Here is a 13,961-nt window from a genome sequence, read left to right as displayed (position 1 = left end):
GGTTCGCCAGACATTGCGGGAGGCGCCCTCTGGGCGCGCGCGTTTTTCCGGTTCCGATAATTTCAACAAGCGAGGAGGATCGCCATGGGCGTGACCAATCGGTTGGCCTGTTACTCCGACCCCGCCGACCACTATTCCCACCGAGTGCGCATCGTGCTTGCAGAGAAGGGTGTCAGCGCCGAAATCATTTACGTGGAAGCTGGTCGCCAGCCGCCTAAACTGATTGAGGTGAACCCTTACGGCAGTCTCCCGACACTGGTCGATCGCGACCTGGCGTTGTGGGAGTCGACCGTGGTGATGGAATATCTGGATGAGCGTTACCCGCATCCGCCACTGATGCCGGTTTATCCGGTGGCGCGTGCCAACAGTCGTCTGCTGATTCACCGTATTCAGCGCGACTGGTGTGGTCTGGTGGATCTGATTCTTGATCCCAAGTCCAAGGAGGCCGCGCGTGTCGTGGCGCGTAAGGAATTGCGTGAAAGCCTGACGGGCGTGTCGCCGCTGTTTGCCGACAAGCCGTTTTTCCTCAGTGAGGAACAAAGTCTGGTGGATTGCTGCCTATTGCCAATACTCTGGCGTTTGCCGATTCTGGGTATTGAACTGCCGCGGCCGGCCAAGCCGCTGCTTGATTATATGGAGCGCCAGTTTGCGCGTGAGGCTTTCCAGGCGAGTCTGTCTGGCGTCGAACGCGATATGCGCTAAGGCTTAAGGAGCCGCTATGAACTCCAGTCGACCTTATCTGGTCCGCGCGCTCTACGAGTGGATTGTGGATAACGATTGCACCCCGCACATGCTGGTCAATTCCGAATACCCGGCAGTGCAGGTGCCGCAGGGCTTCGCCAGTGACGGGCAAATTGTCCTGAACATTTCGCCCAGCGCCGTGCGTCACTTGCACATGGACAACGACGTGGTGACCTTTGAGGGTCGCTTTGGTGGCGTTCCGCACAGTCTGTATGTGCCGATCAGCGCGATTCTGGGCATCTACGCCCGGGAGAACGGGCAGGGCATGGTGTTCGATCTCGAGTCGCCGATGGATGACGAAGACGATATCGAACCCGATGACGACTTGCCGCCACCGGGCAGCGAGCCGCCGCGCCCAAGCGGCCGGCCAAGCCTGAAAGTGGTGAAGTAATAAAAAAGGCGACCCGAAAGGGTCGCCTTTTTTATTACGTAGGAGCTGCCGAAGGCTGCGATCTTTTGATCTTGTTTTTGACGATCAAAAGATCGCAGCCTCGTTTCACTCGACAGCTCCTACAGAAGTGCACCTCAGTCGATGTATTCGAACAGCTTCACGATTTTCTGCACACCGGAAACGCTCTGCACCAGGTTGGTCGCTTGTTGGGCTTCCTGCTTGGTCAGCAGGCCCAGCAGGTAGACGATGCCGTTCTCGGTCACGACCTTGATGCGCGAGCCGGGAATGCTGGCATCGGTCAGCATCTGGGTCTTGATCTTGGTGGTCAGCCAGGCGTCGTTCTGGCGGGCGAGGAAGCTCGACGGCGCAATCACTTGCAGCTCGTTGTGCACCTTCTTCACGCGCTGGACGTTGGCGGCGGCCTGTTCAGCCTTGGCCTTGAGGTCTTCGCGCGGCGTCTGGCCGGCGAGCAGCACCACGCCGTTGAAGCTGGTGACGACGATATGCGAGTCCTTGTCCAGGCCGGGGTCGGCCTTGGCCACGTTGACGCCGACTTTGGTCTCGATCAGCGAGTCGTCGATTTTGCTGCCGAAGGTTCGGGTGCCGCGGTCGTCTTCAATCGGCGCTTCACGGCTGGCATTCACCACCGAGGTGCAGCCGCTGATGCCGAGGCACAGGGTCAAGGCCAAAAGGCCAAGGCGATTAGGGGTCATTCTTCACTCCCGAACAGTTGGCTGTCGATCAGATCGCAGAGGCAATGGATCGCCAGCAGATGGACTTCCTGAATACGTGCAGTGACATGGGCCGGTACGCGAATCTCGACATCTTCAGGCAGCAGCAGCGAAGCCATGCCGCCGCCATCGCGGCCAGTCAATGCTACGACAATCATTTCGCGATCATGTGCGGCCTGGATCGCCTGAATAATGTTGGCCGAGTTACCGCTGGTCGAAATCGCCAGCAATACGTCGCCTGGTTGACCCAGTGCGCGGATCTGCTTGGAGAACACTTCGTTGTAGCTGTAGTCGTTGGCGATCGAGGTGATCGTCGAGCTGTCGGTGGTCAGGGCGATGGCCGGCAGACTTGGACGTTCGCGCTCGAAGCGGTTGAGCAGCTCCGAGGAGAAGTGCTGGGCGTCGCCGGCAGAGCCGCCGTTGCCGCACGAAAGCATTTTGCCTTCGTTGAGCAGGGCGTTGACCATGATCTGGCTGGCTTGCTCGATGTGCGGTGCAAGTACGTCCATCGCCTGTTGCTTGGTGTCGATACTGGCCTGGAAAAGCTGGCGAATTCGGGATTGCATGTCCATCTGTGTGACCTTAAGTAGCGCGGCTGTTCGGCACGTGAATGTGCAGCCCGCAAAGCAAAGAGCAAAAATTGTCGGTGAAAGTGTCCGGGGTGGTGTGCAGAGAATCAACCATCGAACGCATTCTGCAACCAGTTCAATTGATCCGGGTGCCTGTCGATGGCCACCACGTCGAAGCGGCAAGGGGAGTCGGCCCAGCGTGACTCACGCTGAAGAAAATACTGTGCGGCGAAAATCAGTTTCTGCCGTTTGCGCTCATCGATGCTAGCGAGCGCGCCACCCCATTGAGTGTTTTTTCTGTAGCGGACTTCGACGAATACTACTGTATCGCCATCAAGCATGACCAGATCAAGCTCGCCCCGTTTGCATGACCAGTTCTGCGCCAGCAGGCGCAGACCGTGGTGTTGCAGATGCTCGAGCGCCTGGCGCTCGGCATCCTTGCCGCTCTGCAGGTGCGAGCCGTCGGGCATCAGCGCGGGGTGTCCGGCAGGCGCTGAACCTGACCGTTGACGAACTGCGCCCATGGCAACTGACGTACGACGCGTTGGGTCTGGGTCATGCCCAGGCTGCCCGACTGACCTTCGATGCGGCTGTCCGGCAGCGCCTTCAACTGACCCAGGCGCGGTGCCAGACGGTAGGCATCGACGCCCATGGCGTACAGGCGGCCGAGGCTGCCGGCCGCTTGTGGCCATTGCGCGGTGACTTGCTGGCGCAGCGGGTCATTGGCTTCCAGCAACCACGGGGTTTCGCAGAAGCGCACACCGTTCATGTCGTTGTACTGGTTCACATCGCCGCTGGCGCTGTAGACGTGGGACGTTGCGTACACCGGAACGTCACCGGCGTACTGGAAGTTCAGGGTCGGCTTGATCTGCTGCGCCTGTTGCGGGGTGGCTGCGAGGAAGATGAACTCGATGTCCTGACGACGCGACGGCTGCGCGGCTACGTTGGTGCCAGCGGCGTTCTGCAGGCTCTTGGCGCGGGCTTCGCTCTGACGCAGCTGGAACATGTCGGCGATCTGCTGGGCCAGTTGCACCGGCTGATCGACACGTTCGGTGGCGACGATGCTGCCGCCATTGGCCTGCCAGTCCTGGCTGAACGCACGCAGTACGCGGTCGCCCCATTCGCCTTTCGGCACCATGATCGCCGCGCGGTGCAGGCCGTCGGCGCGGGCACGACGCGAAACTTCGCGGGCTTCGTCTTCAGCCGCCAGGCCGAACTGGAACAGTTGCGCCGGACCTTGATCACCTTCGCTGTAGTTCAATGCGAGGGTGGTGATCGGCAGTTGCGGACGGGTGCTCAGTTGTTTGACCAGCGGTTTTTCCAGCGGGCCGACCACCAGTTGCACGCCGTCAGCCTGAGCCTTGCGGTAGAACTCGTCCATCGAGGTCAGCTTGGAGCTGTCGTAGAACTCGATGGCGGGCGGCTTCTGGCCGGCCTGTTGCGCTTGATAGTGCGCCGCCATGAAACCTTCACGCAGGGCCTTGCCGACCGAGGCCAGTGGGCCGTCTTGCGGCAGCAGCAGGGCGATCTTGCTCAGGGGCTGGCTGGCCAGTTCCTTGAGTTTGGTCAGGGGCAGCGGCAGGTTGATCGCAGCGGGGTGTTTTGGATTCTGTGCGCGCCAGGTATCGATTGCGGCTTGCTGCTGTTCCAGGGTGCCGGCAGTTTTCACTGCCAGGGCCAGGCCCATCCAGCCACCGAGATCGTCGGAGGTATTGGGTTGCAGTTGATCGGTTGGCAGCGAGGCGATCAGGGTCCAGATCGCTTCGTGGTTCTTGCTCGCGGCTTCGCCTTTGAGCATTGGCGCGATGAAGATGCGCTCGCGAGCCGCAGCCAGGGTCTGGCCATCGGCTTCCAGTGCGCGGGCATGCACGGTGCCGGTGCGCACTTGCTGGTCTTCCGGCATTTCGCTCAGATGCTGCAGGCTCGGATGGCTCAGGGCCGTCAGCGCGGCTTTCGGCTGATTGCGAGTCATCGCCAGCTCAGCGGACAGGGTGCTGGCGAAGATCTGCTGGCCTGGCTTCAACTGCTCCATCGGCACTTGTTGCAGGATCTGCGCGGACTGGCCGGCGTTGCCCTGGCGATATGCCAGGTCTGCCGCGCTCAAGCGCAACAGCGCGGCTTTTTCCGGCGTCTTGGCCTGAGTAGCCTGTTCGAGCAGTTGCTCGATGCTGGCATCCGGAGTCCGTGGAAGTTCGCCAAGGCTGGAGGAAGGGGAGCTGGCGCAGGCCGCCAGCAAGGCAGCGAGGCAGAGGGCAGTGAACAGCCGCAGGCAAGCGATCATGTAAGTGTTCCTGATACTCGATCAAATTAGCGTGGAATTGTACCCAAGCACTGGCCGGGGCGCGATGTTACTGGCGTGAATCAATCAATTTAGCTGGAGTAAATGTTGCAGCGGCGCACAACTGCGTGCAAAACCGCGCTTGGCTCATACGGTTCGCAAGCCTCGTGACGCGCTACAATGCCGGCTTTTACCGAACACGAGGTGTGCGCTTTGACTGCTCCAGGTCCTTTGAATTCCGCTGCTGGCTCGCTTTATGTGGTGGCGACGCCCATCGGCAACCTGGACGACATCAGCGCCCGGGCTCTGAAAATCCTTCGCGAAGTGGCGTTGATCGCCGCCGAAGACACACGGCACTCGGCGCGGTTGATGCAGCACTTCGGCATTGCCACGCCGTTGGCCGCCTGCCACGAACACAACGAACGTGATGAAGGTAGCCGCTTTATTACCCGTTTGCTGGCGGGCGATAACGTCGCGTTGATTTCCGATGCGGGGACGCCGCTGATTTCCGATCCGGGTTACCACCTGGTGCGTCAGGCGCGGGCGGCGGGGATCAATGTGGTGCCGGTGCCGGGCGCCTGTGCTTTGATCGCGGCGCTGTCGGCGGCGGGCCTGCCCTCCGACCGATTCATCTTCGAAGGCTTCCTGCCGGCCAAGTCGGCAGGGCGCAAGGCGCGCCTGGAAGCGGTCAAGGAAGAGCCGCGCACGCTGATTTTCTACGAGGCCCCGCATCGTATTCTCGAATGCCTGCAGGACATGGAAGCCGTGTTCGGTGGAGAGCGTCAGGCATTGCTGGCCCGGGAAATCACCAAGACTTTCGAGACGCTTAAGGGGTTGCCGCTGGCTGAGTTGCGTGCGTTTGTCGAGTCCGACAGCAACCAGCAGCGCGGCGAGTGTGTGGTGCTGGTCGCCGGCTGGTCTGCACCGGAGTCCGAAGACGCCGTCAGCAGCGAAGCGATGCGCGTGCTCAATCTGTTGCTCGAAGAGATGCCGCTCAAGCGTGCCGCCGCTCTGGCCGCGCAAATCACCGGCGAGCGCAAAAACGTGCTGTATCAGGTCGCACTGGAACAGCAGAAGGGCGAGTAACCCGTCGCGCAGACGGGTTTCACGGCTATTAGCGCTTGTTCTTCGGGCGCTCTGCCGTTAACCTGCGCGGCGGAGAGTCGATCGGACAGTCGCTGCCCTCTATGAAAATTAGGGGGGGGAGGAAAGTCCGGGCTCCATAGGGCGAAGTGCCAGGTAATGCCTGGGAGGCGTGAGCCTACGGAAAGTGCCACAGAAAATAACCGCCTAAGCGCTTCGGCGCCGGTAAGGGTGAAAAGGTGCGGTAAGAGCGCACCGCACGTCTGGCAACAGTTCGTGGCTAGGTAAACCCCACTTGGAGCAAGACCAAATAGGGTCCCAAGGCGTGGCCCGCGCTGGGACCGGGTAGGTTGCTAAAGATGTCCAGTGATGGCCATCGTAGACGAATGACTGTTCAAGACAGAACCCGGCTTACAGATCGACTCTCCACCTTTTTCTTTCCCTGCTTGAATCAATGGCATCAGGGCTGGTTATTATCGGCAGGCCTGCGCTAAAGTCCGGCAGCGGCAAATGCAGTAATAGCCATTTCCCACCTTGCTTCAATCAACAGCAGAAGCGCTTTTGTAATACCGAAAAAATCTTACTCTTAACAAATTACTTTAACTTCCGTGCGCAGCTTTCAGTGCTGCATCAAGTTATTGGTCAAAAGTGTCCGCCAAATTGTCGTTACCCCTCCTTTTAAGCTCCTAAATCTCCGTTCTGTAAGGGTTTTCCTTTGATCCGCGCCTTGACGGTGTGGTGGGCGCATTCCTATAGTGTGCGCAAGTGGCGGAAAGTGGCATGAAGTGGGTTTTTTGAGCTCAAAACGATAAAAATTGGAGAAACGCTGACGTGTTTCGCGGAGCTAACGCTATCAGTCTCGATGCAAAGGGCCGTCTCGCCATGCCGAGCCGGTACCGTGACGAGCTCGTTTCGCGTAGTTCCGGCCAATTGATCGTGACCATTGATGCCGTTGATCCGTGCCTGTGTGTCTACCCGCTCGACGAGTGGGAAATCATTGAAACCAAGTTGCGCGCACTCCCTTCGCTTCGCGAAGAGAACCGTCGCCTGCAGCGTTTATTGATTGGTAATGCCGTCGACCTCGAACTCGACGGCAGTGGTCGTTTTCTGGTTCCACCGCGTCTGCGCGAATACGCCAAGCTTGATAAGAAAGCGATGCTGGTGGGCCAACTGAACAAGTTCCAATTGTGGGACGAGGATGCATGGAACGCGGTGTCTGCCGCTGACCTTGCTGCTATTCAACAACCGGGCGCCATGCCTGACGAACTGCGTGATTTGATCCTGTGACTATTGATAGCGGCTTTAACCACATCACCGTACTGCTTGACGAAGCCGTCGAGGCTCTCGCCGTACGTCCTGATGGCTGCTATCTGGACGGTACGTTCGGGCGCGGCGGGCACAGTCGGCTGATCCTCAGCCAGCTCGGGACGGACGGTCGGCTCATCGGGTTCGACAAAGATCCACAAGCGATTGCCACCGGGCAAACGCTAGCGGCCGAAGACGGCCGCTTTGTCGTTGTGCAGCGCAGCTTTGCCGAGCTGGGTTCGGTGGTTGCCGAGCGAGGTCTGAGCGGCAAGGTCAGCGGTATCCTGCTCGATCTCGGCGTGTCTTCGCCGCAGCTCGACAACGCCGAACGCGGCTTCAGTTTCCTTAACGACGGCCCGCTGGACATGCGCATGGATCCGTCCCGTGGCATCAGCGCCGCCGAGTTCGTCAACACCGCGCCGGTGGAAGAAATCGCCCGGGTGTTCAAGGAATACGGCGAAGAACGTTTCTCCGGGCGCATGGCCCGTGCCGTGGCCGAGCGCCGCGACATCAAGCCGTTCGAGCGCACCGCTGATCTGGCCGAAGTCTTGAAAGTCGCCAACCCGGCGTGGGAGAAGGGCAAGAACCCGGCGACCCGTGCATTCCAGGGTTTGCGCATTCACGTCAACAACGAACTGGGCGATCTGGAAGCCGGCCTCGAAGCCGCACTGGATGCTCTGGAGATCGGTGGCCGTCTGGTGGTCATCAGCTTCCACTCGCTGGAAGACCGCATCGTCAAACTGTTCATGCGCAAGCTGGTGAAAGGCGAAGCCGACAACCTGCCGCGCAACCTGCCCGTGCGCCACGTGGCGTTCGAACCGAAAATCAAAATCCACGGCAAAGCGCAGACGGCCTCCGACGCCGAACTCAAAGCCAACCCACGTTCCCGTAGCGCTGTCATGCGTGTCGCGGAGAAGTTGCGGTGAGCAAGCTTTTCGCCAAGCCCCTGCCGGGCGGCAGCTTTATCATGCTGCTGCTGTTTATCGGCGTGCTCGTGTCGGCCATCGGCGTGTCTTACAGCGCGCACTGGAACCGCCAGTTGCTCAACAATCTTTATAACGAACTCAGCGTGCGCGACAAGGCGCAGGCCGAGTGGGGGCGCCTGATTCTCGAGCAAAGCACCTGGACTGCGCACAGCCGCATCGAAGTGCTGGCCACCGAACAACTGAAGATGCACATCCCTGGCGCGGCTGACGTGAAGATGGTGGCGCCATGATGAAACTCGAAGGGGCACTCTTCCCGTGGCGCTTCCGCCTGATGGTGGCACTGCTGGGCGTGATGGTCGCGGCGATCTGCTGGCGCATCATCGACCTGCAAGTGGTTGACCGTGACTTCCTCAAAGGTCAGGGCGATGCGCGCAGCCTGCGTCATATTCCGATTCCTGCTCACCGTGGTCTGATCACCGACCGTAACGGCGAGCCGTTGGCCGTGAGCACCCCGGTGACGACCCTGTGGGCCAACGCCAAGGAAATGCAGACCGCCAAAGAGAAGTGGCCGGCGCTGGCCGCTGCGCTGGGGCAGGATCCGAAAGCCCTGGCCGAACGTCTCGAAGCCCAGGCCAACAAAGAATTCATTTATCTGGTGCGCGGGTTGACCCCCGAGCAGGGCCAGGCTGTGCTCGACTTGAAAGTGCCGGGCGTTTACGGCATCGAAGAATTCCGCCGCTTCTATCCGGCCGGTGAAGTTACCGCGCACATGGTCGGCTTTACCGACATTGACGATCACGGGCGTGAAGGCGTCGAGCTGGCCTACGACGAGTGGCTGGCCGGTGTCCCGGGCAAGCGGCAGGTCATCAAGGATCGGCGCGGTCGGCTGATCAAGGATGTCCAGGTCACCAAGAACGCCAAGGCCGGCAAGCCCTTGGCGTTGTCGATTGACCTGCGTCTGCAATACCTGGCCAACCGCGAGCTGCGCAACGCGATCATCGAGAACGGCGCCAAGGCCGGTAGCCTGGTGATCATGGACGTGAAGACCGGCGAGATTCTCGCCATGGTCAACCAGCCCACCTACAACCCGAACAACCGTCGCAACCTGCAGCCGGCGATGATGCGTAACCGCGCGATGATCGACGTGTTCGAACCGGGTTCGACCATGAAAGCGATCTCGATGAGTGCCGCGATCGAAACCGGCCGCTGGAAACCGAGCGACACCGTCGAGGTGTACCCAGGCTCCCTGCAGATCGGCAAGTACACCATCAAGGACGTGTCGAAGACCGAAGGTCCGGTACTCGACCTGACCGGCATTCTGATCAACTCCAGTAACGTCGGCATGAGTAAGGTCGCGTTCGATATTGGTGGCGAAACCATTTTCCGCCTCGCGCAGAAAGTCGGCCTCGGCCAGGACACCGGCCTCGGCTTCCCGGGCGAGCGCGTCGGCAACCTGCCGAACTACCGCGAATGGCGCAAGGCTGAAACCGCGACGCTGTCCTACGGCTACGGTATTTCCGTGACCGCGATCCAGTTGGTGCACGCGTTCTCGGCGCTGGCCAACAACGGTCGTCTCGCACCGCTGACCCTGATCAAAACCGACAAGCCGCCGCAGACCACCCAGGTACTGCCGGAAGCGGTCGCGAAAACCATGCAAGGCATGCTGCAGCAAGTGATTGAAGCACCGCGCGGCGTGTTCCGTGCGCAGGTGCCGGCGTATCACGTGGCCGGCAAGTCGGGTACTGCACGTAAAACGTCGGTGGGCACCAAGGGCTACGCCGAAAACTCGTACCGTTCGTTGTTCGCCGGTTTCGGCCCGATGAGCGATCCGCGTTACGCCATCGTGGTGGTGATCGATGAACCGTCCAAGGCAGGTTACTTCGGTGGTCTGGTGTCGGCACCGGTGTTCAGCCGCGTGATGTCCGGCACCCTGCGTCTGATGAACGTGACCCCGGACAACCTGCCGACCACCCAACAGGCCAACGCTACCCCGGTCGTTCCGCTGAAAGCCAATGGAGGGCGCGGCTGATGTCTCTGAGTCTGAACAAGATATTCCCCCACGCCGGCCACGATCTGCTGATCCGTGAGTTGGCGCTGGACAGCCGCAACGTACGCGCGGGTGACCTGTTCCTCGCCGTGCCGGGCGGCAAGTTCGATGGCCGTGCGCACATCGCCGATGCCTTGCAGCGTGGCGCGGCGGCAGTTGCCTATGAAGTGGAAGGCGCCACCGTGCTGCCGATCACCGAAGTGCCGCTGATCCCGGTCAAAGGCCTGGCGGCGCAGCTGTCCGATATCGCCGGGCGCTTTTATGGTGAGCCAAGCCATCATCTGAACCTGGTCGGGGTCACTGGCACCAACGGCAAAACCAGCGTGACCCAACTGGTTGCGCAGGCTCTGGATCTGCTCGGCCAGCACTGCGGCATCGTCGGTACGCTGGGTTCCGGCTTTTATGGCGCGCTGGAAAGCGGTCTGCACACCACGCCGAATCCGATTGCCGTGCAAGCAACCTTGGGCGACCTGAAAAAGGCCGGGGCCAAAGCCGTGGCCATGGAAGTGTCGTCACACGGTCTGGACCAGGGCCGCGTTACCGCATTGGCATTTGATGTGGCGGTGATGACCAACTTGTCCCGCGATCACCTGGATTATCACGGCACCATGGAGGCGTACGCCGAGGCCAAGGCCAAGCTGTTCGCCTGGAATGACCTGAAGTGCCGCGTGGTCAACCTCGACGACGATTTCGGCCGGCAACTGGCCGCCGATAAACGCGATTCGCGCCTGATCACTTACAGCCTGCTCGACAGCAGCGCCTACCTGTTCTGCCGTGAAGCGCAGTTCGATGACCACGGCGTGCGCGCCACGCTGGTCACGCCGCAGGGCGAGCATCACCTGCGCAGCACGCTGCTCGGTCGTTTCAACCTGAGCAACGTACTGGCGGCAGTCGGCGCCTTGCTCGGTCTGGATTACGCCCTCGACGAAATTCTCAAGGTGCTGCCGAAACTCGAAGGCCCGGCCGGACGCATGCAGCGTCTGGGTGGCGGCACTCAGCCGCTGGTGGTGGTCGATTACGCCCACACCCCGGATGCCCTGGAAAAAGTTCTGACTGCATTGCGCCCACACGTCAAAGGCCAGTTGCTGTGCCTGTTCGGCTGTGGCGGTGATCGTGATCGCGGCAAGCGTCCGCTGATGGCCGAAGTGGTCGAGCGTCTGGCTGATCGCGTGCTGGTCACCGATGACAACCCGCGTACGGAAGATCCGGCACAGATTTTCGACGACATCCGCGCCGGTTTCAGCGCTGTGGATAAAGTTACTTTCGTCGCCGGCCGTGGTCAGGCGATTGCCCAACTGATCGCAGGTGCTTCAGCGGATGACGTGATCGTGCTGGCCGGTAAAGGTCACGAGGACTATCAGGAAATCAACGGCGAGCGGCACGCTTTCTCCGATCTGGTCGAGGCCGATCATGCCCTCACCGCGTGGGAGGTGGCCCATGCTTAAGGCCCTGACATTGAGCGAACTGACCAACGTGCTCGACGCCCGTCTGATCAGCAGCGATGCCAGTTTCGATGGCGTCAGCATCGACAGCCGTGCGATCACCGCTGGCCAACTGTTTATTGCCCTGACCGGTCCGCGCTTCGATGGTCACGACTATCTGAACGACGTCGCCGGCAAGGGCGCGGTCGCGGCACTGGTCGAGCGCGAAGTACCCGACAGTACCTTGCCGCAACTGCTGGTCAAGGATACCCGCCAGGCCCTCGGCCAGTTGGGTGCGCTGAACCGTGCCGCATTCACCCAGCCAGTCGCGGCCATCACTGGCTCCAGCGGCAAGACCACGGTCAAGGAAATGCTCGCGAGCATTCTGCGTACCCGCGGTCCGGTGCTGGCGACGCGCGGCAATCTGAACAATGATCTGGGCGCACCGCTGACCCTGCTCGAACTGGCCCCGGAACACACCGCCGCCGTGATCGAACTGGGCGCTTCGCGTCTGGGCGAAATCGCCTACACCGTCGGGCTGACCAAGCCACACGTGGCGATTCTCAACAACGCCGGTACCGCCCACGTTGGCGAGTTCGGCGGGCCGGAAAAAATCGTCGAAGCCAAAGGCGAGATCATCGACGGGCTGGCAGCGGATGGCATCGCTGTGCTCAATCTCGATGACAAGGCCTTTGGTATCTGGAAGCTCCGCGCCGGCGCACGCAAAGTGCTGACCTTCTCCCTGAACAATCCTCAGGCAGACTTCTACGCCAGCGACCTGAGCACCGATGCCCGGGGCTGCCCGGCCTTCAACCTGCATACACCTGAAGGTGTGGAGCACGTTCAGCTGAACCTGCTCGGCACCCATAACGTGGCCAACGCCATGGCTGCCGCCGCTGCCGCTCACGCCCTGGGCGTGTCGCGGTTCGGCATTGCCACCGGGCTTGGCGCGGTACAACCGGTCAAGGGTCGCACCGTCGCGCAACTAGCGAAGAACGGCATGCGCGTGATCGATGACACTTACAACGCAAACCCCACCTCCATGTGCGCGGCCGTTGATATACTCGCCGGCTTTTCCGGCCGCACCGTCCTGGTGCTCGGAGATATCGGCGAGTTGGGCGACTGGGCGGAGCAGGGGCACCGCGACGTGGGCGAATATGCCCGGGGCAAGGTTTCCGCGCTTTACGCGGTCGGGCCGAACATGGTCCACGCCGTGAACGCATTCGGCAAAGAGGCGCATCACTTCGGCACGCAAGCCGAACTGATCCAGGCCCTCGACGCCGAGCAGGACACAAACACCACCATTTTGATCAAGGGTTCGCGCAGTGCAGCGATGGAAAACATCGTTGCGGCTCTGTGCGGGTCCAGTCTGGAGAAACATTAATGCTGCTGCTGCTAGCGGAGTATCTGCAACAGTTCTACAAAGGCTTCGCGGTCTTCCAGTACCTGACCCTGCGCGGGATCCTCGGTGTGCTGACCGCGCTGGTTTTGTCGCTGTGCTATGGCCCGTGGATGATCCGCACCCTGCAGAACCGTCAGATCGGCCAGTCCGTTCGTAATGACGGCCCGCAATCGCACCTGTCCAAGTCGGGTACGCCAACCATGGGTGGCGCACTGATTTTGTCTTCCATCGGTGTCAGCACCCTGCTGTGGGCTGACCTGAGCAACCGCTACGTCTGGGTCGTGCTGCTGGTGACGCTGCTGTTCGGTGCCATCGGCTGGGTCGACGACTACCGCAAAGTGATCGAGAAGAACTCCCGTGGCTTGCCAAGCCGCTGGAAATATTTCTGGCAGTCGGTCTTTGGCCTGGGCGCAGCGATCTTCCTTTATATGACCGCGACCACGCCGGTTGAGACCACGCTGATCCTGCCGATGCTCAAGGACTACAGCATTCCGCTGGGCGCCGGTTTCATCGTGCTGACCTACTTCGTGATCGTCGGTTCGAGCAACGCGGTCAACCTGACCGACGGCCTCGACGGTCTGGCGATCATGCCAACCGTGATGGTCGGCGGCGGTCTGGGGATCTTCTGCTACCTGTCGGGTAACGTGAAATTCGCTGAATACCTGCTGATCCCTTACGTGCCGGGTGCGGGCGAACTGATCGTGTTCTGCGGCGCGCTGATCGGTGCCGGTCTGGGCTTCCTCTGGTTCAACACCTACCCGGCGCAAGTGTTCATGGGCGACGTCGGTGCTCTGGCACTGGGCGCGGCACTGGGCACCATCGCAGTGATCGTCCGTCAGGAAATCGTCCTGTTCATCATGGGCGGCGTGTTCGTGATGGAAACCCTGTCGGTGGTTATCCAGGTTGCCTCTTTCAAGCTGACCGGGCGCCGTGTGTTCCGCATGGCACCGATTCACCACCACTTTGAACTCAAGGGCTGGCCCGAGCCACGCGTGATCGTCCGTTTCTGGATCATCACCGTGATTCTCGTGTTGATCGGCCTTGCCACCCTGAAGCTGAGGTAGAAC

General features: G+C 60.9%; 14 protein-coding genes and 1 other RNA gene. 11 read left to right on the top strand and 4 right to left on the bottom strand.

What is annotated here, in order from left to right; translation table 11 throughout:
* Positions 1-84 precede the first annotated feature (84 nt).
* Complete coding sequence (locus E3Z29_RS26315) at positions 85-702, top strand: glutathione S-transferase N-terminal domain-containing protein (RefSeq protein ID WP_007961620.1); 618 nt, start codon at positions 85-87, stop codon at positions 700-702.
* A gap of 16 nt (positions 703-718) precedes the next feature.
* Positions 719-1,132, top strand: a complete 414-nt coding sequence (locus E3Z29_RS26310) for a ClpXP protease specificity-enhancing factor (protein WP_027612189.1) — start codon at positions 719-721, stop codon at positions 1,130-1,132.
* Positions 1,133-1,266: 134 nt separating this feature from the next.
* On the opposite strand, the gene E3Z29_RS26305 is transcribed toward E3Z29_RS26310, so the two are convergent.
* The 4 genes from E3Z29_RS26305 to E3Z29_RS26290 all read right to left on the bottom strand — a co-directional run bounded on the left by E3Z29_RS26305 (position 1,267) and on the right by E3Z29_RS26290 (position 4,713).
* The gene (locus E3Z29_RS26305; RefSeq protein WP_007961621.1) at positions 1,267-1,845 is read right to left on the bottom strand and encodes a BON domain-containing protein; all 579 of its coding nucleotides are present in this window, start codon (positions 1,843-1,845) and stop codon (positions 1,267-1,269) included.
* The gene (locus tag E3Z29_RS26300; protein ID WP_007961622.1) at positions 1,842-2,435 is read right to left on the bottom strand and encodes a phosphoheptose isomerase; all 594 of its coding nucleotides are present in this window, start codon (positions 2,433-2,435) and stop codon (positions 1,842-1,844) included. The genes E3Z29_RS26305 and E3Z29_RS26300 overlap by 4 nt, the downstream gene beginning before the upstream one ends.
* Before the next feature lie 104 nt (positions 2,436-2,539).
* Entirely contained in the window at positions 2,540-2,902 is a 363-nt protein-coding gene (locus tag E3Z29_RS26295) for a YraN family protein (protein ID WP_027612188.1), read from the bottom strand.
* Positions 2,902-4,713, bottom strand: a complete 1,812-nt coding sequence (locus E3Z29_RS26290) for a penicillin-binding protein activator (protein ID WP_003228032.1) — start codon at positions 4,711-4,713, stop codon at positions 2,902-2,904. The genes E3Z29_RS26295 and E3Z29_RS26290 overlap by 1 nt, the downstream gene beginning before the upstream one ends.
* Before the next feature lie 177 nt (positions 4,714-4,890).
* Between E3Z29_RS26290 and rsmI the strand changes: the two genes are divergently transcribed.
* The 9 genes from rsmI (at position 4,891) to mraY (ending at position 13,958) form a co-directional block, all read left to right on the top strand.
* Positions 4,891-5,796 carry a 16S rRNA (cytidine(1402)-2'-O)-methyltransferase gene (gene rsmI / locus E3Z29_RS26285; protein ID WP_123587826.1) on the top strand — a complete coding sequence of 302 codons (906 nt, stop codon included), beginning with the start codon at positions 4,891-4,893 and terminating at the stop codon, positions 5,794-5,796.
* A gap of 73 nt (positions 5,797-5,869) precedes the next feature.
* Positions 5,870-6,223, top strand: an RNA gene (rnpB, locus tag E3Z29_RS26280) — RNase P RNA component class A.
* 401 nt (positions 6,224-6,624) lie between these two features.
* Positions 6,625-7,080, top strand: coding sequence for a division/cell wall cluster transcriptional repressor MraZ (mraZ, locus tag E3Z29_RS26275; protein ID WP_003228026.1), 456 nt, complete (start codon positions 6,625-6,627; stop codon positions 7,078-7,080).
* Positions 7,077-8,024 (top strand): 16S rRNA (cytosine(1402)-N(4))-methyltransferase RsmH, encoded by a 948-nt coding sequence (rsmH, locus tag E3Z29_RS26270; protein WP_167734174.1) that lies wholly within the window; start codon positions 7,077-7,079, stop codon positions 8,022-8,024. Before mraZ ends, rsmH begins: the two co-directional genes overlap by 4 nt.
* The gene (ftsL, locus tag E3Z29_RS26265) at positions 8,021-8,314 is read left to right on the top strand and encodes a cell division protein FtsL (RefSeq protein ID WP_007961627.1); all 294 of its coding nucleotides are present in this window, start codon (positions 8,021-8,023) and stop codon (positions 8,312-8,314) included. Before rsmH ends, ftsL begins: the two co-directional genes overlap by 4 nt.
* Complete coding sequence (locus E3Z29_RS26260; RefSeq protein WP_171061849.1) at positions 8,314-10,053, top strand: penicillin-binding protein 2; 1,740 nt, start codon at positions 8,314-8,316, stop codon at positions 10,051-10,053. The genes ftsL and E3Z29_RS26260 overlap by 1 nt, the downstream gene beginning before the upstream one ends.
* Positions 10,053-11,516 carry a UDP-N-acetylmuramoyl-L-alanyl-D-glutamate--2,6-diaminopimelate ligase gene (locus E3Z29_RS26255; protein WP_134787304.1) on the top strand — a complete coding sequence of 488 codons (1,464 nt, stop codon included), beginning with the start codon at positions 10,053-10,055 and terminating at the stop codon, positions 11,514-11,516. The genes E3Z29_RS26260 and E3Z29_RS26255 overlap by 1 nt, the downstream gene beginning before the upstream one ends.
* Positions 11,509-12,876: a UDP-N-acetylmuramoyl-tripeptide--D-alanyl-D-alanine ligase gene (gene murF / locus E3Z29_RS26250; RefSeq protein WP_134787303.1), complete on the top strand. Its 1,368-nt coding sequence runs from the start codon at positions 11,509-11,511 to the stop codon at positions 12,874-12,876. Before E3Z29_RS26255 ends, murF begins: the two co-directional genes overlap by 8 nt.
* Positions 12,876-13,958 carry a phospho-N-acetylmuramoyl-pentapeptide-transferase gene (gene mraY / locus E3Z29_RS26245; RefSeq protein ID WP_025109289.1) on the top strand — a complete coding sequence of 361 codons (1,083 nt, stop codon included), beginning with the start codon at positions 12,876-12,878 and terminating at the stop codon, positions 13,956-13,958. Before murF ends, mraY begins: the two co-directional genes overlap by 1 nt.
* The last annotated feature ends 3 nt before the right edge of the window (positions 13,959-13,961 follow it).

This window comes from Pseudomonas sp. S150 (assembly GCF_004526365.1).
Lineage (GTDB): Bacteria > Pseudomonadota > Gammaproteobacteria > Pseudomonadales > Pseudomonadaceae > Aquipseudomonas > Aquipseudomonas putida_A.
The sequence above is the reverse complement of the archived record's forward strand: the minus strand, read 5'-3'. Positions and strand labels throughout refer to the sequence as shown.